At 61.1% G+C, this 20,769-nt stretch carries 20 protein-coding genes; 14 read left to right on the top strand and 6 right to left on the bottom strand.

From position 1 onward, the window contains the following. Positions 1-162: 162 nt before the first annotated feature. The 6 genes from RlegSU303_RS18975 to RlegSU303_RS18950 form a co-directional block, all read right to left on the bottom strand. Positions 163-987: a TIGR00282 family metallophosphoesterase gene (locus RlegSU303_RS18975; RefSeq protein WP_017961990.1), complete on the bottom strand. Its 825-nt coding sequence runs from the start codon at positions 985-987 to the stop codon at positions 163-165. Between the two features lie 3 nt (positions 988-990). Next, positions 991-1,578, bottom strand: coding sequence for a 5-formyltetrahydrofolate cyclo-ligase (locus RlegSU303_RS18970; RefSeq protein ID WP_017961989.1), 588 nt, complete (start codon positions 1,576-1,578; stop codon positions 991-993). Positions 1,579-1,693: 115 nt separating this feature from the next. Beyond that, positions 1,694-2,389, bottom strand: coding sequence for a hypothetical protein (locus tag RlegSU303_RS18965; protein WP_168279769.1), 696 nt, complete (start codon positions 2,387-2,389; stop codon positions 1,694-1,696). A gap of 59 nt (positions 2,390-2,448) precedes the next feature. Further along, positions 2,449-3,366 carry an NAD-dependent epimerase/dehydratase family protein gene (locus RlegSU303_RS18960; protein WP_231283273.1) on the bottom strand — a complete coding sequence of 306 codons (918 nt, stop codon included), beginning with the start codon at positions 3,364-3,366 and terminating at the stop codon, positions 2,449-2,451. Next, positions 3,363-4,187, bottom strand: coding sequence for a glycosyltransferase (locus RlegSU303_RS18955; protein ID WP_168279770.1), 825 nt, complete (start codon positions 4,185-4,187; stop codon positions 3,363-3,365). The genes RlegSU303_RS18960 and RlegSU303_RS18955 overlap by 4 nt, the downstream gene beginning before the upstream one ends. A 267-nt stretch (positions 4,188-4,454) precedes the next feature. Beyond that, complete coding sequence (locus RlegSU303_RS18950) at positions 4,455-5,675, bottom strand: NAD-dependent epimerase/dehydratase family protein (protein ID WP_168279771.1); 1,221 nt, start codon at positions 5,673-5,675, stop codon at positions 4,455-4,457. Between the two features lie 119 nt (positions 5,676-5,794). On the opposite strand from RlegSU303_RS18950, the gene ybgC reads away from it, so the two are divergent. The 14 genes from ybgC (at position 5,795) to RlegSU303_RS18880 (ending at position 20,723) form a co-directional block, all read left to right on the top strand. After that, entirely contained in the window at positions 5,795-6,250 is a 456-nt protein-coding gene (gene ybgC / locus RlegSU303_RS18945) for a tol-pal system-associated acyl-CoA thioesterase (protein ID WP_131709814.1), read from the top strand. 375 nt (positions 6,251-6,625) lie between these two features. Further along, positions 6,626-7,345, top strand: a complete 720-nt coding sequence (tolQ, locus tag RlegSU303_RS18940; protein ID WP_003542733.1) for a protein TolQ — start codon at positions 6,626-6,628, stop codon at positions 7,343-7,345. An 18-nt stretch (positions 7,346-7,363) separates the two neighbouring features. After that, complete coding sequence (gene tolR / locus RlegSU303_RS18935; RefSeq protein WP_003542730.1) at positions 7,364-7,819, top strand: protein TolR; 456 nt, start codon at positions 7,364-7,366, stop codon at positions 7,817-7,819. Positions 7,820-7,827: 8 nt separating this feature from the next. After that, entirely contained in the window at positions 7,828-8,970 is a 1,143-nt protein-coding gene (locus RlegSU303_RS18930) for a hypothetical protein (RefSeq protein WP_168279772.1), read from the top strand. 48 nt (positions 8,971-9,018) lie between these two features. Beyond that, the gene (locus tag RlegSU303_RS18925; protein ID WP_231283272.1) at positions 9,019-9,408 is read left to right on the top strand and encodes a hypothetical protein; all 390 of its coding nucleotides are present in this window, start codon (positions 9,019-9,021) and stop codon (positions 9,406-9,408) included. A 23-nt stretch (positions 9,409-9,431) separates the two neighbouring features. Further along, positions 9,432-10,739: a Tol-Pal system beta propeller repeat protein TolB gene (tolB, locus tag RlegSU303_RS18920; protein WP_065281168.1), complete on the top strand. Its 1,308-nt coding sequence runs from the start codon at positions 9,432-9,434 to the stop codon at positions 10,737-10,739. A gap of 152 nt (positions 10,740-10,891) precedes the next feature. Beyond that, entirely contained in the window at positions 10,892-11,425 is a 534-nt protein-coding gene (gene pal / locus RlegSU303_RS18915; protein ID WP_027683223.1) for a peptidoglycan-associated lipoprotein Pal, read from the top strand. 163 nt (positions 11,426-11,588) lie between these two features. Further along, positions 11,589-12,575, top strand: a complete 987-nt coding sequence (ybgF, locus tag RlegSU303_RS18910) for a tol-pal system protein YbgF (RefSeq protein ID WP_094087466.1) — start codon at positions 11,589-11,591, stop codon at positions 12,573-12,575. Positions 12,576-12,586: 11 nt separating this feature from the next. Continuing rightward, on the top strand, positions 12,587-14,062 hold the full coding sequence (gene tilS / locus RlegSU303_RS18905; RefSeq protein WP_131621830.1) for a tRNA lysidine(34) synthetase TilS: 1,476 nt from the start codon (positions 12,587-12,589) through the stop codon (positions 14,060-14,062). A 96-nt stretch (positions 14,063-14,158) separates the two neighbouring features. Further along, positions 14,159-16,090, top strand: coding sequence for an ATP-dependent zinc metalloprotease FtsH (ftsH, locus tag RlegSU303_RS18900; protein WP_017961979.1), 1,932 nt, complete (start codon positions 14,159-14,161; stop codon positions 16,088-16,090). Positions 16,091-16,331: 241 nt separating this feature from the next. Further along, entirely contained in the window at positions 16,332-17,684 is a 1,353-nt protein-coding gene (gene glmM, locus RlegSU303_RS18895; protein WP_231283271.1) for a phosphoglucosamine mutase, read from the top strand. A gap of 301 nt (positions 17,685-17,985) precedes the next feature. After that, positions 17,986-18,225 carry a hypothetical protein gene (locus RlegSU303_RS18890; protein WP_064651403.1) on the top strand — a complete coding sequence of 80 codons (240 nt, stop codon included), beginning with the start codon at positions 17,986-17,988 and terminating at the stop codon, positions 18,223-18,225. Positions 18,226-18,519: 294 nt separating this feature from the next. After that, a complete protein-coding gene (locus RlegSU303_RS18885; RefSeq protein WP_131621832.1) occupies positions 18,520-19,356 on the top strand; it encodes an outer membrane protein in 837 nt (278 codons plus the stop codon). A gap of 188 nt (positions 19,357-19,544) precedes the next feature. Then, positions 19,545-20,723: a phosphoserine transaminase gene (locus tag RlegSU303_RS18880; RefSeq protein ID WP_077979585.1), complete on the top strand. Its 1,179-nt coding sequence runs from the start codon at positions 19,545-19,547 to the stop codon at positions 20,721-20,723. Positions 20,724-20,769 lie beyond the last annotated feature (46 nt).

Here is a 20,769-nt window from a genome sequence, read left to right as displayed (position 1 = left end):
CTCCGGCGCTCTATCACCCTTCAATCGGCGCATAATCCTTTCCGAAAATCGATCCCGATTTTCGGGGTTATGCGCGAGTGGCGGGGAGGATGCGGCATGAGGCCGCAGGGGTCCAGACCGAGGATGCTCACAATTGCGTGTTGGACGGCCGCGCGTCGCCTGTTACCGCCAGAACTCCGGCAGAGTTTCGGCCAGCCGCGGGCCGAGCCGGAGCGGCGCGATCTTTTCTGCAAGTCCCGTCGTATCCGAAATCTCCACGCCGACGCCGCAGATCGTCGCGGGGCCGTTGGCGGCTTCCATGCGGCCCTTCGGCATCTTGGAGATGAAGCGGTTGAGCGGTTCCTCCTTGTCCATGCCGAGGGAGGAGTCGTAGTCGCCGCACATGCCGGCATCTGACATATAGGCGGTGCCGCCGTTCAGGATCTGTGCGTCGGCGGTCGGTACATGCGTGTGGGTGCCGACGACGAAGCTGGCGCGGCCGTCGACGAAGTGGCCGAAGCACTGCTTCTCGCTGGTCGCCTCGGCATGGAAATCGAAGATGATCGCGTCGGCCTGCTCCTTCAGCGGGCACGCGTCGAGGATGACCTCCGCCGATTTGAAGGGGTCGTCGAGTTCCGGATGCATGAAGACCCGGCCCATGACGTTGGCAACGAGCACACGCGCGCCGTTCCTGGCATAGAAAAGGCCGGAGCCGCGGCCGGGCGTGCCTTGGGGATAGTTGGCGGGACGCAGGAATTGATCGTGGCGGCCGGCAAAAGCGACGGCTTCCTTCTGGTCCCAGACGTGATTGCCTGTCGTCACCACATCGGCGCCGGCATTGATCGTTTCCAGAAAGATATCCTCGGTGATGCCGAAGCCGCCGGCGGCGTTCTCGCCGTTGACGATGACGAAATCGAGCTTGAGGTCGGAAACCAGGCCGGGGAGGCGGTCCCATACCGCCGTGCGTCCCGTCTTGCCGACCATGTCACCCAGAAAAAGCAGCCGCATTCCCTATCCAATCCAAGAGGCAAAAAAGCGAAGGCCGCTTTCTGTCAGGATGGCATCCAGGCTTATGTCGTGCGGCTCGTCGGGCACATGTGCCACTTCCTGGCAGTCGAATGCAATGCCGATCAGCTTTGGATGCAGGCCTTTTTGCCTTAGCCGGCTGATGGCGCGGTCGTAGTGGCCGGCGCCGTAGCCGATGCGGTGGCCGCGGGCATCGAAGGCCGAAAGCGGCACCAGCATGATCTCGGGATCAAGAATGGCGGCATCCGAGCCGGGGCCGACCGTGCCGAAGCCGGTATCGATGAGGGGCGCACCTTCCGCCAGCTCGCGAAAGACGATGGTCTGCCGATCGAGGATCGCCGGCACGCAGAGCCGCGCACCGCGCACGGCAAAGCGCGCCATCAGCGGCCTGAGATCGGCTTCTGAACGAATCGGCAGGAAGCCGGAGACGATCGTATCCAGCGCAAAACCGACGGCCTCGCCGGCATGGTCGGCCATTGCGAGGCTTTTGGAGGCGCGTTTCTCGGCGGGGATGGCGTCGCGTGCGGACAGCCGTTCGTCGCGCAGCTGCGCTTTCAATTCTTTCGCGGTCATTGGATCTGCCGGTTGAGAGATTTGACCGAGCATAGACGGCTGGATGTCCGATGCAAATGCCGGATGCGACGGTATCACGTTGGTTTCACGCCTCGCCCGCCGGCGGCAGCGGTCGTCAGACGACGATGCTTGTCGGTATTGTCGCCGTGGCGATGGAGAAGCCTGCCATATTGGCCCCGGCCTGCCGGTCCTGCTGCCGCAACTCGCGCATCGCCTTTTCGAGCACTTGCTTGAGTTCGCGAACGACCGCCTTGAACTCTTCCATCGTTTCGCGATCATCGGCCGAGATTCCTGAGAATTTCGGGGCATCCTCGGCGACGCTCGCATAGGCTTTGCGGGCGTTGGCGGCGGCGTCCGGTTCCTGCGAGCCGGTCTCGCCGGCCGCAGTTTCTCCTGAAGTATCCGTCAGCGCAGCAGCGCCCCCGCTCGTTGCGATGGCCGCAGCGCCCGTGGTTGCATCCATTGGAACAGCCGTTGCCGGGCTGCCGGTCGCGACCGATGATGCGAATTCGGAGGCGGCGGTGCCGACCTTGCGCGCCAGTTCGGCGGCCAGCCGGGCGACCACTTCAGGAGCCATGTTGGAGCTGCGCAGCATCTCCAACTCCTGTTTTGCCTCCTCGAGCCTGCGTTGCGCCTTCGCCTTGGCCTCGTCTCCTGAGTTCGCCAGGGTCTGGCGCATCTGCTGCAGCGCCTGTGTGGCGCGCTGCAGCTTCAGCACGCCTTGATCAGTCTCGCTTCCTGGGGCGGATAGGGCTGCCGTCGAAGACGCGCCGCGCAAGATGATGGAGGCAGACGTGGTTGCGACCTGCATGAACAATTCCCCGATTTTTAATTCAGGCCCCGATTGCGATTCGGGCACATTCTGCAACGTCAGACTTGCGTGGACCTGTGTCTTGGGAATTCGGGAAGCGCAGCGGCCAGCCGCTGCATCGTCTCCTCGAACAGAGGGGCTCCGCCGGGCGCCCAGCCGAGCGCGCGGATTTTCGCAGTGCTCATGGGATTGATCGCGACGTTATCGACAGGGGCCGGTAATGCGTGCCGACAGCCCGTCTCGCGGCGGATGGATGAAAGGATATCGCGCGTGTCGACTGACATGTCCGAGACATTGAAGACCTCGCCGGAGATGCGGGTGCTTTCCGTCTCCAGCATGAGCCTCACCGCCCGACCGAGGTCGCGGCCGTGAACTTCCGTTCCCAGGCGGGCAGTAACCGGCCGGCCGGCGAGGTAATCGGCGATCAGGCCGTCCCATTTGTTCGGCGAGAGATCGCCATAGACGCCGGTCGGCCTCAGGCTTACGCCGGCAAAACCCGGCGTGGAGAGATGGGCAAGCGCGCGTTCGGCATCGAGCTTGACCTGGCCGTAGAGTGTTTCGGGCTTGGCCAGCATCGTCTCCGTCAGTTCGGTTGCCTCGGGATGTTCGCCGTAGGCGGCGCGGCTGGACAGGAAGACGCAACGGCGCGTGCCGGCGCGTTTGGCGGCTTCGAAAAGCCGGACGGTGCCGTCGAGGTTCAACCTGTGGAAGGTCTTCGGGTCGTCGCCCTCGCCGCCGCGATATTTACCCGGGACATGGCTGAAAGCGGCATGGACGAAGAAATAGGCGTCGTCGAAGACGTCGATCTGATCCTTGTCGGGATCGAGAGAAAGCGCTGCGAACTCGACCGGGCGGGAGAAGAGGCGGGGCAGCGGCGCGCGGCGCCCGCCGACGATCACCTGATATCCAGCGGCCAGCAGTTCCTCGACGACATACCGGCCGACGAGACCCGTTCCACCCGATACCAGTACCTTCATGCTGCCCCTTCCGGATTGTCCAGCGTCGTGATCTCAGGCACATCGCCGCCATCGTGGAAACGATGCCACAGATCGATCAAAGGTTGTAGTCTCGCTGTCTTGGGATGATCCTTTTCCCACGGTTTTTCATACTGGTAATGCAGGATCGAAATGCTCTTCCAGTCCCAAAGCTCCGGCATGGTGAACCATACATATTGCAGCATGTTGAAATAAACCGGCAGGCCGTGCCAATCCGGGAAGAACGTCTCGAGAAAGGTCTGATCGGTGCGCCGCCAGAAGGCGTTCGGCCTGTCGAGCCTTTCGAGCATGTGCCGGAACGTGTCATGCGAGGGCGTGGCGACGAAGACGCCGGAATTCATCCGGCGGAAATCGGCGAGGTTTTCGTAGACATTGGGGGCGGCGGAAAATTCCGGATAGAGGAAGAGCCTGTCGACGTTCTTCAGCACGAGGGCGTCGGCGTCGACGAAGACGCAGCGCTGGTATTCGACGAGCTGCCAGAGCCTGAGCTTGCAGAAATTGTCGAGCGGCGAATGAAAATCCGGCTTGCGGCCCTTGGTGAAAGGAGCTGTCGAATGGAGCTGACCGCGGGCGTGGCGCTCGTTGAAGGCGGCAGAGAGCGGCAGGTGCTCGACCTCGACCAGGCGGCAGTCGAGCGCTTCGATGGATGCGAGAATGGTTTTGTCGACACCGCCGGTATGGAGAATGACGATGTCGGCCCCGGTGCCGGTTCGGCGTAGGGAGCGGGCAAGCGCGGTCGCGCCCATGGCGTAATCGGCATTGGTGACGAGTGTGACGTAGGCGAAGACGGACGAGCGGTTCATCGGATTCCGCTGCCCCGATATATCTTGCGCCGGCTAAGGAGAGACGGCAATGCGTTGCTACACGTCTCTTCTCCCCAGCGGGGAGAAGGTGCCGGCAGGCGGTTGAGGGGGTGAGCGACGACAGGAGCGAATGCACGGAGCGCAAGCGATGGGCAATGAGCGGCGTGCCGTGCGGCCCCCTCATCCGACCCTTCGGGCCACCTTCTCCCCGCTGGGGAGAAGAGGGAGCAAGCCGCGGCCTTCCTAGCCTTCGTCATCTCTCAGCACTCACGACACCGACTTCAGCCGCTTGCCTTCCGGATCGTGATTGATCGTCGCGGCGATGCCCTTGGTCCAGGCGGAGACGGCCGGCACGCGCGAGCGATCGACGCGATAGGCGAACTTCTTCGCGACGTCGACGATCTCGCCGAGCAGGCCGGCTTCTAGCGTGATCGGTTCGAGGCCGAGATCGCGGAATTTTTCGTTCCGGACGATCAGCTCGTTCTCGGCGGCTTCCTTGCGCGGGTTGGGCAGCCAGGCAATCTTGGCGCCGCTCATCCTGGCGATCATCTCGGCAAGGTCGCGCACCCGGTGGGTCTCCGTCATCTGGTTGAAGATCTCGACGCGGGAGCCGCGGGCCGGCGGGTTTTTCAGTGCCAGCTCGATACAGCGCACCGAATCCTGGATGTGGATGAAGGCGCGGGTCTGGCCGCCGGTGCCGTGCACCGTCAGCGGATAGCCGATCGCCGCCTGGATGAGGAAGCGGTTCAGTACCGTGCCATAATCGCCGTCATAGTCGAAACGATTGATCAGCTGCGCGTGGCGGCGCGTCTGCTCGGTGTGTGTGCCCCAGACGATGCCCTGGTGCAGATCGGTGATCCTGAGACCATCATTCCTCGCGTAGAACTGGAAGAGAAGCTGATCCAGGCACTTGGTCATGTGATAGATCGAGCCGGGATTGGAGGGATAGAGGATCTCCTGGCTGACCGTCTCGCCGCCCGCAGTCTCGATGCCGACCGGCAGATAGCCCTCGGGGATTGCCGCGCCGACTGTCGAATAGCCGTAGACACCCATGGTGCCGAGATGGATGAGATGGGTATCGAGATTGAGTTCCGTCAGCGCGTTCAGCAGGTTGTGCGTGGCGCTGACATTGTTGTTGACGGTGTAGTTCTTGTGGCGGTCGCTCTTCATCGAATAGGGCGCGGCCCGCTGCTCGGCGAAATGGATGACGGCATCCGGGCGATGTTCGGAAAGCCAGTTCTTCAGGAGTTCGTAATCCTTGGCGAGATCGATCAGATTGAAGTGGATGCGGCGCCCGGTTTCAGCATGCCAGATGCGGGTGCGCTCCTGGATCGAATCCATCGGGGTCAGCGACTGAACGCCGAGTTCGGTGTCGATCCAGCGGCGCGAGAGATTGTCGAGGATATGGATGTCGTGACCGGCATCGGAGAGATGCAGCGACGTTGGCCAACCAATGAAACCGTCTCCGCCCATAACCGCAATCTTCATCGCATCGTCTCCTGATTAGTCGCTCATTATCGGGAATAGTTAGGAATTGTGACAATCATTCAATGCTTGCCTGTCCGGAAGCGTTGCGCCAAACAGGGCACCTCAGTTTGGAGAAAATTATGACGGAACGCGCTTTTTCCATTTCGGGAGAGCTGACGGAGGCCGGACACCGGCTCGTGCAGCGGGTCTATTATGAAGATACGGACTTCTCCGGCCTGGTCTATCACGCCCGCTACCTGCATTTCCTGGAGCGTGGCCGCACCGATTATCTGCGCTGCCTCGGCGTCGAGCAGCGCGAACTCGTCAGCGCCGATGAGGAGGGGCTGGTTTTCGTCGTTCACCGCATGGAGATCGACTTCAAGAGCCCGGCGCGTATGGACGATGTGCTGACGATTCTGACGCATACGGAAAAAGCCGGAGGCGCCAAGATGGTGCTCAATCAGCAGATTCGCTCGGGCGAGACGCTGCTGATCGCCGCCAAGGTGATCATCGCCGTCATCAACGCCCGGGGGCGGCCGAGGCGGCTGCCGGAAACACTGGCGGTGAAATTCCTGGAAGGCAGCATGCCGCTATAGTCCGAATTGTCGGAAAATCGAGTCTTGTCAGAACTTGAGTTTTGTGTGAAGGAATTCCCGCGCCGCAGGATGAGCGCTCTTTCGGCAGCCGGACCTTGCTCTGGTCAAGTAATCCATGGAACGAAATCTTCCAAACACAGGCTTACTGTCACAGTCCGGCACTAACGATCTATTAACCATAATAGTGTCTTACTGGGAAAGTCGGAGTTTGTGCGGTGCACGCCTTCCTTTGACCAAATTTGACGGCAAGAAGGCGGAAGATGAGCTTGGAAGTTTGACCAGGGCTTTGGGCGGCGGCCGCCGGACACTTCTTGCGAGATCAGTTTGTGCCGCCCGGTCCAGCACCGGGCGTTTGGATTCGGGGATTTTGGACCAATGGAACAAGTAGGATTGGCAGCAGCAACGACGGACGTCAGCCTCTGGTCGCTTTTCATGCAGGCCGGCATCGTCGTCAAGCTCGTCATGCTCGGGCTGATCGCGGCCTCGGTGTGGACGTGGGCGATCGTCATCGACAAATACCTGGCCTATGGCCGCGCACGGCGCCAGTTCGACAAGTTCGAACAGGTGTTCTGGTCGGGCCAGTCGCTGGAAGAACTCTACCGCTCGCTGTCGGAGCGCAACAATACAGGGCTCGCGGCGATCTTCGTGGCCGCGATGCGCGAGTGGAAGAAATCCTTCGAACGCGGCGCCCGCTCACCGATCGGCCTGCAGATGCGCATCGACCGCGCGATGGACGTGACGCTTGCCCGTGAGACCGAATTTCTCGGCGCCCGCCTGGGATCGCTCGCGACCATCGGCTCGGCCGGTCCGTTCATCGGTCTCTTCGGTACGGTCGTCGGCATCATGACTTCGTTCCAGGCGATTGCCGGTTCGAAGTCGACCAACCTTGCGGTGGTTGCGCCCGGTATCGCCGAAGCGCTGCTTGCCACTGCGATCGGTCTGGTCGCCGCTATCCCGGCGGTTATCGCCTACAACAAGTTCTCTGCCGATGCCGGCAAGCTCTCGGGCCGCATGGAAGGTTTCGCGGATGAATTCTCCGCCATACTTTCGCGCCAGATCGACGAGAAACTGCAGCCGCGCGCTGCCGCTCAATAACCAACGGAGTATACTGACATGGGTATGGCTGTTGGAGGCAATGGCGGCGGGGGCGGCGGACGCCGTCGTCGCGGCGGTCGGAACAGGGCCGTGATTTCTGAAATCAACGTGACGCCGCTCGTCGACGTCATGCTGGTGCTTTTGATCATCTTCATGGTTGCGGCACCGATGATGACTGTCGGCGTGCCGATCGACCTGCCGGAAACGCAGGCCAAGGCGCTGAATTCCGAGACGCAGCCGATCACCATTTCCGTCAAGAATGACGGCGAGGTGTTCCTGCAGGAAACGCCGATCCCGGCCGCGGAGATCGCCGCCAAGCTCGAGGCGATCGCCACGACCGGCTATAACGAACGTATCTTCGTGCGCGGCGATGCGACCGCGCCTTATGGCGTCATCGCCGATGTCATGGCCCGTATTCAGGGCGCAGGCTTCAAGAATATCGGCCTCGTGACGCAGCAGAAGAAGGACCAATAGCGCGCAAAATGAAGGCCAGTGTCATCACATCTGCTGTTTTGCACGGCCTGGTGCTAACCTGGGCGATGGTATCGCTCGGCGCTCCGGAATCCTTCAAGGTAGAGGATTTCGAGGCGATGCCGGTCGATCTCGTGCCGGTGGAATCCATCACACAGATGCAGCAAGGCGACAAGAAGGCTCCGAAGAAGGAGACTTCCGCGCCCGTGCCGACGACGCGGCCGCCGATCCCGCAGCCGGCGGAGAATGCCGGCGACAACAATGTCGACCTGAAAACGCCGCCCGTCCCGAACGCCAAACCCAGTAATACTGAGGCTGCCGCGGCGAATTCGAGCGACAAGCCGATGCCGAAGATCGATCCTAAGCCGAATGACGTCAAGGAGATCGTCAAGGAGGAAACGGAAGTCGAGCAGCCGAAGGAGGTCGCTTCAATTCCGCCGCCGAAGCCTGTCGAAGTGACGCCGCCGAAGCCCGAGGAAAAACCGCTGGAAGAACAGGCCAAGCCGGAGGAGCCGCCGAAGCCCGATGCCGAGGCGCTGCCGGACAATGTACCGACGCCTGTCGCCAAGCCGCAGGTGAAGCCGCCGGAACCACAGAAGCCCGTCGAAAAGCCGCCGGAAAAGACTGCGGATCAGCCGAAGACCGCCGACACACCGACCGACAAGAAGAAGGCGGACAAGAAGCAGGAAACGGCGAAATCCGCCTCATCGATGAAGAGCGACTTCAATGCCGACGAGGTTGCTGCGCTGCTGAATAAGACCGATCCTTCCGCTGGAGGTGCTAAGCGTTCGACGCAGGAAGCATCGCTTGGTGCGAAGAAGAGCAATGGTGGTGCTGCACTTAGCCAGAGCGAGATTGATGCCGTACGCGGCCAGATCTCTGGCAACTGGACGGTTGTTTCCGGGTTGGCGGGCGCTAACGAGGTTCATCTTAAGGTTCGTGTTCAACTTGATCCGGCCGGTAATGTCGTTGGCGATCCCGAGGTCATTGCTTCAGGCGGGCCGGATTCAACACGTCAAGCACTCAAGAGCAGTGTCTACCGCGCTGTTATGAAATCATCTCCTCTCAAAAATTTGCCTGCAGACAAATATGAGGGAGAAAATGGCTGGAACGAGCTGGATCTCAACTTCGATGCCAGCGATCTGGGAATCTAAATGTTGAGTAGCTTATCCCATTTCGCAAAGTCTATCGGGGCGTTGACGATGTTAATGGCTGCTTTCTCACTGCCGCCTGATGGACATGCGGAGGCGATGAGTCGGGAAAAAACTGACTCAAAAGCAAAGATTTTAAGTATGCCCGTCATCGATGCGATGCGAAATGCCATCACAAATCGTTTTGTCCTTCCTGCGGGCCTGAAGGATGCCGCCAGCGTTCATTTAAGGTTCCGTGTGCGCCTCGATAGGGACGGTCGCATTATCGGAACTCCCGACGCGGAGGTCAGTGGTGGCAGCGAACGTACACGTAAAATCATTACCGACGCAGCTCTTCGCGCAATTGTCCGTGCAGCTCCTTACGCGATGCTTCCAAAAGATAAATACGATGCCTGGAAGGAAGTCGTTTTGTACTTCGACGCCAGCCAACTGAACCTATAAAGTGCTGAAAGGCTTGTTTTGATATGGTCAAGTGTTCCCTCATCCGCGCCCTGATGGTCGTTGCCGGTCTAGTCGGGGCCGCAGTCTTTACGACTCCGGCGAACGCGCTTGTCGAGATCAATATCAACAAGGGTAATATCCAGCCGCTTCCGATCGCGGTGACTGATTTCCAGGGCGACATGGGCGCGCAGGTCTCGCAAGTCATCGCCGCCGACTTGCAGCGGTCCGGTCTCTTCGCACCCATCAACAAAACCGCCTTCATCGAGAAGATTTCTAATCCCGACGCTTCGCCGCGCTTCGAGGACTGGAAGGTCATCAATGCCCAGGCGTTGGTCACCGGCCGGGTTACCAAGGAAGCGGATGGCCGCCTTCGTGCCGAATTCCGCCTGTGGGATACATTTGCCGGACAGCAGATGACCGGTCAGCAATTCTATACGCAGCCGGAGAACTGGCGCCGTGTGGCTCACATCATCGCCGATGCGATCTACAAGCAGATCACCGGTGAGGAAGGTTATTTCGACACCCGTGTCGTCTTCGTCTCCGAATCCGGCACCAAGCAGCAGCGCAAGCGCCAGCTGGCGATCATGGATCAGGACGGCTTCAACGTGCGAATGCTGACGGATGGCAGCGATCTCGTGCTGACGCCGCGCTTCTCGCCGAGCCGGCAGGAAGTGACCTACATGTCCTTTGCCAACCAGCAGCCGCGGGTCTACCTGCTGCAGCTCGAAACCGGGCAGCGCGAGGTCGTCGGCAATTTCCCCGGCATGACCTTCTCGCCGCGCTTTTCGCCGGATGGGCAGAAGGTGATCATGAGCCTGCAGCAGGATGCCAATTCCAACATCTATACGATGGACCTGCGCTCGCGCACGACGACGCGGTTGACCTCGACGGCGGCGATCGATACTTCGCCCTCCTATTCGCCGGATGGTGCGCGTGTCAGCTTCGAAAGCGACCGAGGCGGAAAGCCGCAGATCTATGTGATGAATGCCGATGGCTCGGGCCAGACCCGTATTTCCTTCGGCGACGGCTCCTATTCGACGCCGGTCTGGTCGCCGCGCGGCGATCTTATCGCCTTCACCAAACAGGCCGGCGGCAAGTTCTCGATCGGCGTGATGAAGCCGGATGGTTCCGGCGAGCGCATCCTGACGACCGGCTTCCACAATGAGGGCCCGACCTGGGCGCCGAACGGCCGCGTGCTGATGTTCTTCCGCCAGGCGGCGGGGTCGGGCGGTCCGCAGCTTTATTCGATCGATCTGACCGGTTACAACGAGCAGCTCGTGAAGACGCCGACCTACGGCTCCGACCCGGCCTGGTCGCCGCTTATGGAGTAGGCGATGCGCTGCTGCCTTCTTGTCGCCCCAAAGTCATGGAACCGAGCGACCAAGGGACAAATCAGTAAATCGTTAACCATAATCTTTGAGGGGCGGTTAACCGAGTGCGGTTACTGTCCGGAAACCCTGATGAAATCGCAAGGAGACCGGCCATGAGCCGAATTCATACCCCGGCAATGAGCCGCATGCAGAATTTCGCCCGTAACCCCGTCATGATCGCGCTTATCGCCGGCCTCGCTCTGGCAAGCTGCGCCAAGAAGCCGCCGAACAGCGCAGGCGACCTCGGCCTCGGCACAGGTGCCGGCGGCGCTGCAACGCCGGGCTCGGCCCAGGACTTCACGGTCAATGTCGGCGACCGTATCTTCTTCGATACCGACTCCTCGTCGATCCGCGCCGATGCCTCGCAGACCCTCGACCGTCAGGCGCAGTGGCTCGGCCGCTACCCGAACTACCAGATCACCGTCGAAGGCCATGCCGACGAACGCGGCACGCGCGAATACAACCTCGCGCTCGGCGCCCGCCGTGCTGCTGCCGCCAAGGACTATCTCGCTTCGCGCGGCGTCCCGGCGCAGCGCCTGAAGACGATCTCCTACGGCAAGGAACGTCCGGTCGCCGTCTGCGACGATATTTCCTGCTGGTCACAGAACCGCCGCGCGGTTACCGTGCTTGGCGGCGCCGGCATGTAATTGCCGAGCAACACTTCGCTTTTTCGAAAGGCGGCCCGCTCAGGGGCCGCCTTTTCTTTTTGACCACACTTTGGCCAGACTCCGTTGCTTTTTGAAAGCAATTGGAAAAATCTCCTGTTCGTGCCATCGAGGTGCGAAGAATCACTGGGACAGGACGATACATATGAAGAAATTTGTCGTGGCAGGCATGCTGTGCCTCGCGGCTGTGACCGGAAGCGAACGGGCGGCCTATTCGGCCTCGTTCTTCGGGCTACATCTCGGCGGCCGATCCGCGGAAAACCAGGCGGCGCCGCCCGTCGTCAAGGTGCAGAGCGGCGATGCGGAGGTCCGCGTGCAGCAGCTCGAAGAGCAGCTGCGGCAGCTGAACGGCCGGATCGAGGAGATGAGCTTTCAGCTTCTGCAGATGCAGGAGACGATCCGCAAGCAGCAGGAAGACAATGAATTCCGCTTCCAGCAGCTCGAAAAGACGGGTGCCAGCGGCGGCGCCAAGGCTCCTGTCAAGAAGAGCGAGACCGATGCTGCTCCGGCAGCCTCCGGCGGCGACGACATTGCCAAGGTGATCCAAGCACCGGAGGGAGCCGAAACGGCTCCCTCTACCAGCGTGCCTGAGAATAGCGGCCTCGGCCAGCCGCCCAAGGAGCTCGGCTCGATCGATTTCGATCAGAACGGCAATCCGATCGGCGGAAGCGTCGACGAAAACGCCACGATCGGTTCCGGGCCGATTCCCGATGCCAGCCGCAAAACGCCGCAGCAGACCGCCTCGCTCGGCAGCGAGGCCGACCAGTACAAAGCCGCCTATGGCCACGTATTGTCCGGCGATTACAGCACGGCCGAACAGGAATTCACGCAGTATATCGCCCGCTACCCGAGCAGTGCGCGGGCGGCGGACGCCAATTTCTGGCTCGGCGAAGCGCTCTATTCGCAGGGCAAGTACAATGAGTCGGCCAAGACCTTCCTCAACGCGCATCAGAAATACGGCACATCGGAAAAGGCGCCGGAAATGCTGCTGAAGCTCGGCATGTCGCTTGCCGCCCTCGACAATACCGAGACGGCCTGTGCAACGCTGCGCGAAGTGTCGAAGCGTTATCCGAAGGCCTCGCGTGCCGTCATAAGCAAGGTTGCGAGCGAACAGAAGCGCCTCTCCTGCTGAGGTCTTCCGGAATGTCTCCGGATGCCGCATCGCCTCAACTGGCGATCCTCCAGTTTCTCACGTCGCTTCAAAGCCCCGCACACATTCTCGTCGCGATATCAGGCGGCAGCGATTCCACCGGCCTGCTTCTTCTGCTCGATGAAGCTGTGAAGGCCGCGCCCCATCTCAAGATTTCTCTTTGCGCTGCGACCGTCGATCATGCGTTGCGCGCGGGCTCCGCAGCCGAGGCGCGTGAAGTCGCCGACCTCTGCGCATCGCTCGGCATTCCCCACACCATTCTGATCTGGCAGAGCGACAAGCCGAAAACTGGCATCATGGCGGCTGCCCGCGAGGCACGCTACGGCCTGCTTGCGACTGCCGCCGAACGTTTCGAAGCCGATCTCATCGTTACGGGCCATACGTTCGACGACCAGCGCGAAACGCTTGCCATGCGTGGGATGCGAACGGAGCAGGTTTCGACCGGTATTGCAGATGCGGTGCTCTTCGACCGGCGCTTCTGGATTTTACGGCCGCTTCTTTTTTCCACCCGGGCAGATATCCGCGCTTTCCTGAAAGAGCAGGGCGTGCCGTGGATCGACGATCCCAGCAACGAGGATACGAAGTACGAGCGCGTGCGGATGCGCCGGCAGTTTTCGGCCGATGCAGGCATGGAGAAGGATATTGGCGCGGCCTGGGAGGAGCGGCTGGCCCTGTCGTCCAGAGGAGCCGAATGGCTGGATCGTCACTTCCGGCTTCACGGCGGCCTGCTCGGCCAGGTGATGCCTGATGGGCTGCGGCAGGATCGCGCAGTCCTCGACTATGTACTCGCCCGTCTGGCAGCCGTTTTCGGTGGGCAGCCATTTGCGCCGGGGAGGGGGCAGATGGATCGGGTTCTCACATTTGCCACCGGCAGCGGGCTTGGACGAATGACTGCCGGCAGGGTGGTGTTCGATCTCAGGCGTGACGGGCTTTATCTGGCGCGCGAGAGCCGGGGGATATTGCCCCTGGTTCTGCAGCCGGGAGAGGCTGGGGTTTGGGACGGAAGGTTCGGGGCCGTAAATAGGTCTGGAACGACTATAGGGGTGGAAGCCCAGGCCGGACACTCCCTCATTCCCGCCCTCGGGTCCAACCCGAGGGATGTCACAGGAATCCAGCCACCGCGCGTCGGCGCGGTGAATGACTCAACAATGCGTGAAGAGTCCCCTGCGCCCAAGGACTTGGGCGCGCTGGATTCCTGTGACGAGCACAGGAATGAGGGAGGGTTGGGCAGGGACCTTCCCAAGGGGGCATGGAGGCGCGCCATCGCTTCGGCGCCGGCGTTATCGGTCGAAGGGACCCCTTTATCTGAGGAATCTGCCCGCATGGTCGAACTAACACCCTATTTCGCACCCTTCGACCGCTTTTTGACACGATTTGACTTCATCTTTGCCAATAGGCTTTCGGCGGTTTTCGCGACGGCGCCCTATGCGAGGCTGCCTTTAAGAAGTATTGACGGAAAAACCATCTGACTTAGGGGATCGCCTTGGCAATCGCACGGCGCAACCCTATGTTAGAAACGAATAAGACGGTCGCCATGAGGCGGCTGTTCCATGCTGGGGAGTTCAATGAACCCTAACTTACGTAATTTCGCCTTGTGGGCGATCATAGCGCTTCTACTGATCGCCCTTTTCAGTATGTTTCAGACGGCGCCGGCGCAAACGGGCTCCCGCGAAATCCCTTATTCGCAGTTTCTGCGTGAGGTCGATGCGGGCCGTGTGAAGGACGTCGTGGTCACGGGCAACCGTCTCTCCGGAAGCTATGTTGAAAATGGCACCACCTTCCAGACCTATTCGCCTGTGATCGACGACAGTCTGCTCGATCGCCTGCAGTCGAAGAATGTCTTGGTTTCCGCCCGTCCTGAAACGGACGGCTCTTCGGGTTTCCTCAGCTATCTCGGCACGCTTTTGCCGATGCTTCTGATTCTCGGCGTCTGGCTGTTCTTCATGCGGCAGATGCAGGGCGGCTCACGCGGTGCGATGGGCTTCGGCAAGTCCAAGGCCAAGCTGCTCACCGAAGCGCATGGTCGCGTGACCTTTGAAGACGTCGCCGGTGTCGACGAGGCCAAGCAAGATCTCGAGGAAATCGTCGAATTCCTGCGTGATCCGCAGAAGTTCCAGCGTCTCGGCGGCAAGATCCCGCGCGGCGTGCTGCTCGTCGGCCCTCCGGGTACCGGCAAGACGCTGCTCGCCCGCTCGGTTGCCGGCGAAGCCAATGTGCCCTTCTTCACCATTTCCGGTTCCGACTTCGTCGAAATGTTCGTCGGCGTCGGTGCAAGCCGTGTGCGCGATATGTTCGAGCAGGCGAAGAAGAATGCGCCCTGCATCATCTTCATCGACGAAATCGATGCCGTCGGCCGCCATCGCGGCGCCGGTCTCGGCGGCGGTAATGACGAACGCGAGCAGACGCTGAACCAGCTGCTGGTCGAAATGGATGGCTTCGAGGCGAATGAAGGCGTGATCCTGATCGCTGCCACCAACCGTCCCGACGTTCTTGACCCGGCGCTGCTGCGTCCCGGCCGTTTCGACCGTCAGGTCGTGGTGCCGAATCCCGACATCGTCGGCCGCGAGCGTATCCTCAAGGTGCATGCTCGCAACGTTCCGCTGGCGCCGAATGTCGATCTCAAGATCCTCGCCCGCGGTACGCCCGGTTTTTCCGGCGCCGACCTGATGAACCTCGTCAACGAAGCCGCCCTGATGGCCGCCCGCCGCAACAAGCGCGTCGTCACCATGCAGGAATTCGAGGACGCCAAGGACAAGATCATGATGGGCGCCGAGCGCCGTTCCTCGGCGATGACCGAGGCGGAAAAGAAGCTCACCGCTTACCATGAGGCCGGACACGCCATGACCGCGCTCAATGTCGCCGTCGCCGATCCGCTGCACAAGGCGACGATCATTCCGCGCGGCCGTGCGCTCGGCATGGTCATGCAGCTTCCCGAGGGCGACCGCTACTCGATGAGCTACAAGTGGATGGTCTCACGCCTCTGCATCATGATGGGCGGCCGCGTTGCCGAAGAGCTCACCTTCGGCAAGGAGAACATCACCTCGGGTGCCTCCTCCGACATCGAGCAGGCGACCAAACTTGCCCGCGCCATGGTCACGCAATGGGGCTTTTCCGATCAGCTCGGTCAGGTCGCCTATGGCGAGAACCAGCAGGAAGTCTTCCTCGGCCACTCGGTTTCGCAGTCGAAGAATGTTTCGGAAGCAACCGCGCAGAAGATCGACAATGAAGTGCGCCGCCTGATCGACGAAGCCTATACGCAGGCCCGCACGATCCTGACGGAAAAGCACGACGAATTCGTCGTGCTTGCCGAAGGTCTGCTCGAATACGAGACACTGACCGGCGAAGAGATCAAGGCGCTGATCCGCGGCGAAAAGCCTTCCCGCGATCTCGGTGATGATTCGCCGCCAAGCCGCGGCTCAGCCGTTCCGAAGGCCGGTGCACGGCCTGCCACCAAGGGTGATGAGCCCGAAGGCGGTCTCGAACCGCAGCCGCATTGAACAGCGGCACTCCCTTGAACAAGGCCGGATTTCCGAAGTGGGAGATCCGGCCTTTTCTATTGGTAACGGGATATAATCATTTTTCTCGCTAATTTACGTGCTGATCGCCGCATTTTGTGGCATTCCGCTGAATTGAGGCAAGCATGAATCACGCTCCGGGATTGACGACATTCCACTGAAGCCGGATTCGCTTGGAACGATGCGCTGCCTTGAATGGCGCGCGGAAAGCGCAGGAGTGCAGATGAAAAGACGCTATTTCGGTACGGACGGCATTCGCGGCCAATCCAATGTCTTCCCGATGACGCCGGACCTCGCCATGCGCGTCGGCATTGCCGCCGGCACGATCTTCCGCCGTGGCAACCACCGCCATCGCGTCGTCATCGGCAAGGATACGCGCCTTTCCGGTTATATGCTTGAGAATGCCATGGTTGCGGGCTTCACCGCTGCCGGCCTCGATGCCTTTATTCTCGGCCCGATCCCGACACCTGCCGTCGCGATGCTGACGCGCTCGCTGCGCGCCGATATTGGCGTGATGATCTCGGCGTCGCACAATCCTTACGAGGATAACGGGATCAAGCTCTTCGGCCCCGACGGCTACAAGCTTTCAGACGACATCGAGGCCGAGATCGAGGATCTGCTCGAAAAGGACCTGAATGCGCAGCTCGCCAAATCCGACGACATCGGCCGCGCCAAGCGCGTCGACGGCGTGCACGACCGTTATATCGAGCATGCCAAGCGCACCCTGCCGCGTGATGTGACGCTGCAGGGTCTGAGGATCGCGATCGACTGCGCCAACGGGGCTGCCTACAAGGTGGCGCCTGCCGTGCTCTGGGAGCTCGGCGCCGATGTCGTCACCATCGGCAACGAGCCGAACGGCACCAACATCAATCTCAATTGCGGCTCCACCAGCCCCGTCGCGTTGCAGAAAAAGGTCGACGAGGTGCGCGCCGATATCGGCATCGCGCTGGACGGCGACGCGGACCGCGTCATCATCATTGATGACAACGGTTCGATCGTCGATGGCGACCAGCTGATGGCCGTCATCGCCGAGAGCTGGGCCGAGAGCCAGCAGCTGCGCGGCAATGGTATCGTTGCGACCGTCATGTCTAATCTCGGCCTCGAGCGTTTCCTCGAGGACAAGGGCCTCGGCCTTGCCCGGACGAAGGTCGGCGACCGTTACGTCGTCGAGCATATGCGCCAGCACAATTACAATGTCGGCGGCGAGCAGTCCGGCCACATCGTGCTTTCGGACTATGGCACGACCGGCGACGGTCTCGTTGCCGCCTTGCAGATCCTGGCCGCGGTCAAGCGCACCGGCCGGACCGTCAGCGAGGTCTGCCGCCGCTTCGAGCCGGTGCCGCAGCTCCTGCGCAATGTCCGCATCAGCGGCGGCAAGCCGCTGGAAGATATCCAGGTGCAGAAGGCGATCGCCGATGCCGAAGCCGAGCTTGCCAGGAACGGCCGCCTCGTCATCCGCCCCTCGGGCACCGAGCCGCTGATCCGCGTCATGGCCGAGGGTGACGACCGCGCCCAGATCGAGCGCATCGTCAACGAACTCATCGGCACGATCTCGAACGTCCGGACCGCCGCCTGATTTTTCGGGACGGAATATCAAAAGCCGGTGCGCAAGCGCCGGCTTTTTCGCTATTGGCGCCTTCGAAGATCCACTCCGGATAGACTTCCCGCCGGAACCGTTTCCGCCCTTCCGAAGACAACATGTCAGTGCCTTGCCAGCTTGGCTTTCGAGAGAGCGCAAGCCTCGGCAGCTGCAGCATGTCGGGGTGCAGTGAGCACCGAAACGGCATCCACGGAAATTCGCCGATGCCTTGGTGACAGTGCTGTCAACCTCCACACGCGGATGCTACACGGCGGCGTTTGCATTCAAAGGAAATATCATGAAAAAATTGGTGCGCCTGCTGCTGACGATCGCTCTCGCATTCGTCGTCTTTACCGGTTTCCGCTGGTATCGCTACATCACCAACACCGACAGCCCCTACGATGAAATCGGCATCACGCTCAACAATGCCATGCCAGGCCCGATCAATGCCTGGGGCTGTGCCAAGCTCAAAACGACCTTTGGCAGCTCCTTGCCCCCGTACGGCTGCGCCGCCGAAAATGCGACGCAATGGAAGTAACGGCAGGATTCGCCGAGTGGAGTCGACCGACTTGACGGCGAAGGAAACCGACTTAGCGATTTGACGGTGGCGGACTTCATATCGTTGCAGCTGGCGGTCTTCGGCGAGTCCGGCGGCTGCCAGCTTGAACCTAACTCCACGATATCGAGGAACTTGCCGCCAATCTCTCTCTTAACATTTCTTCCCATTTATAGTTAAGCAGCTTTTAACGTTTCCAATTCATTATCCATACGAAGCGTACCAGATTGGCGGCGATTGAGCCTGCCGACGCAACGAGATTTTGGAGTGGGATCCATGAAAAGAAGCTTGTCCGGCATCTTCGCCGCATTGTTGATCGCGACAAATGCCTATTCCGCGGACTTCGCTCCTGCCGAGCCTATCCCGGAGCAGCCGCCCGAGGTAACGGTCACCGAAGCGACCGGCTGGTACCTGCGCGGCGATGTCGGCTATGCCTTTACCGATCTGCGCGGCGCCCGCTATTTTCAGGGCAGCAACGCCACGGAAGTCGATTTCGACGACGCTGATCTCGATGACGCATGGACGGTCGGCGGCGGTGTCGGTTATCAGATCAACAGCTATCTGCGCACCGATCTGACCTTCGACTATCTCACCCAGGCGGATTTCAAGGGCTCGACGGTTGGGCAGTGCGGCTTTCCGCTGGTGGATTGCACCTCGAGCGACCGTTCTTCGCTGACAGCCTATACGCTGCTCGCCAACGCCTATGTCGATCTCGGCACCTACGGCTACGTCACGCCTTATGTCGGTGCTGGTATCGGTGGTTCCTACGTGAAGTGGAAGAACCTGCGCAATGTTGCCTGCGCCGATGACGGCAGCTTCTGCGACGACCAGGTCACCCATGGCGGCAAGGGCAACTGGCGCTTCACTTACGCCCTGATGGCCGGCGCTTCGATCGACGTGACCTGCAACATCAAGGCCGATGTCGGTTACCGCTACCTGCATATCGACGGCGGCAACATGTTCGGCTATGCCGACAATGGCGGCCCGGGCCGCGACAAGGGTCTCACGGCACACGAAGCCCGCGTCGGCGCCCGCTATCTCTTCGGCGGCTGCGCTCAGGCGAGCTACGAACCGCCGCCGGAAATCCCGCTGCAGCAGCCGATCTACAAGTAAGTCCAATCCCCCTGACACTAGAAGCCGCCCCCAACCGGGCGGCTTTTCGTATTGCGGCCCTACCGCTCTGCGTCAAAATATGTTCCCCCCGCGACACTTCGATCTTGACTATGACGCGCCGGATCCATACACACGGCGGCGGGACACCCTTCCCCAACGAAGGGCTTTCTATCTGAGAGGATAGCATCATGGCGAAGACCGCAAAGCCGGACATCCGTCCGCACAATACCCATTTTTCTTCTGGCCCCTGCTCGAAGCGCCCCGGTTGGTCGCTCGAAGCCCTTTCCGACGCGGCCCTTGGCCGTTCGCACCGCGCGAAGGTCGGCAAGGCCAAGCTCAAGCAGGCCATCGACCTTACCCGTGAAATTCTCGAAGTGCCGGCGGATTACCGCATCGGCATCGTTCCGGCGTCCGATACCGGTGCCGTCGAAATGGCGCTTTGGTCGCTGCTCGGCGAACGCGGCGTCGATATGCTCGCCTGGGAAAGCTTCGGCGCCGGCTGGGTCACCGATGTCGTCAAGCAGCTGAAGCTCAAGGATGTGCGCAAGCTCGAAGCCGGTTACGGCGAGCTTCCCGATCTCTCCGCCGTCGATTTCGACCGCGACGTCGTCTTCACCTGGAACGGCACCACCTCCGGCGTGCGCGTGCCGAACGCCGATTTCATCCCAGCCGACCGCAAGGGCCTGACGATCTGCGATGCCACCTCGGCCGCTTTCGCGCAGGCACTCGATTTCGCCAAGCTCGACGTCGTCACCTTCTCCTGGCAGAAGGTTCTGGGCGGCGAGGGCGCCCATGGCGTCATCATTCTTTCGCCGCGTGCCGTCGAGCGTCTGGTCACCTACACGCCGGCCTGGCCGCTGCCGAAGATCTTCCGCATGACCTCGGGCGGCAAGCTGACGGAGGGCATCTTCCAGGGCGAGACGATCAACACCCCGTCGATGCTCTGCGTCGAGGACTATATCGATGCGCTTGTCTGGGCGAAGGGCCTCGGCGGCCTCAAGGGGCTGATCGCGCGTGCCGATGCCAATGCCAAGGTCATCCACGATTTCGTCGCGGCAAACGATTGGATCGCCAATCTCGCCGTCAAGGCGGAAACGGCCTCCAACACTTCCGTCTGCCTGAAGATCGTCGACAAGGACATCGCAGCGCTTGATGACGACGGCCAGGCGAATTTCGCCAAGGGCTTGGTCGGCCTCCTGGAAAAGGAAGGTGTTGCCTATGACGTCGGCCACTACCGCGACGCGCCGTCGGGCCTGCGCATCTGGGCTGGCGCCACGATCGAGGCATCCGACATGCAGAAGCTGATGCCGTGGCTTTCCTGGGCCTTCGAAACACAGAAGGCGCAGCTCGCTCAGGCCGCCGCCTGAGGTGATCGCATCCGGCTCCGCCATAGGGCGGAGCCTATTCCTGATT

Source organism: Rhizobium sp. SU303 (assembly GCF_021052345.1).
In the GTDB taxonomy this organism is placed as follows: domain Bacteria; phylum Pseudomonadota; class Alphaproteobacteria; order Rhizobiales; family Rhizobiaceae; genus Rhizobium; species Rhizobium laguerreae.
This window is presented reverse-complemented; position numbering and strand designations above follow the sequence as displayed.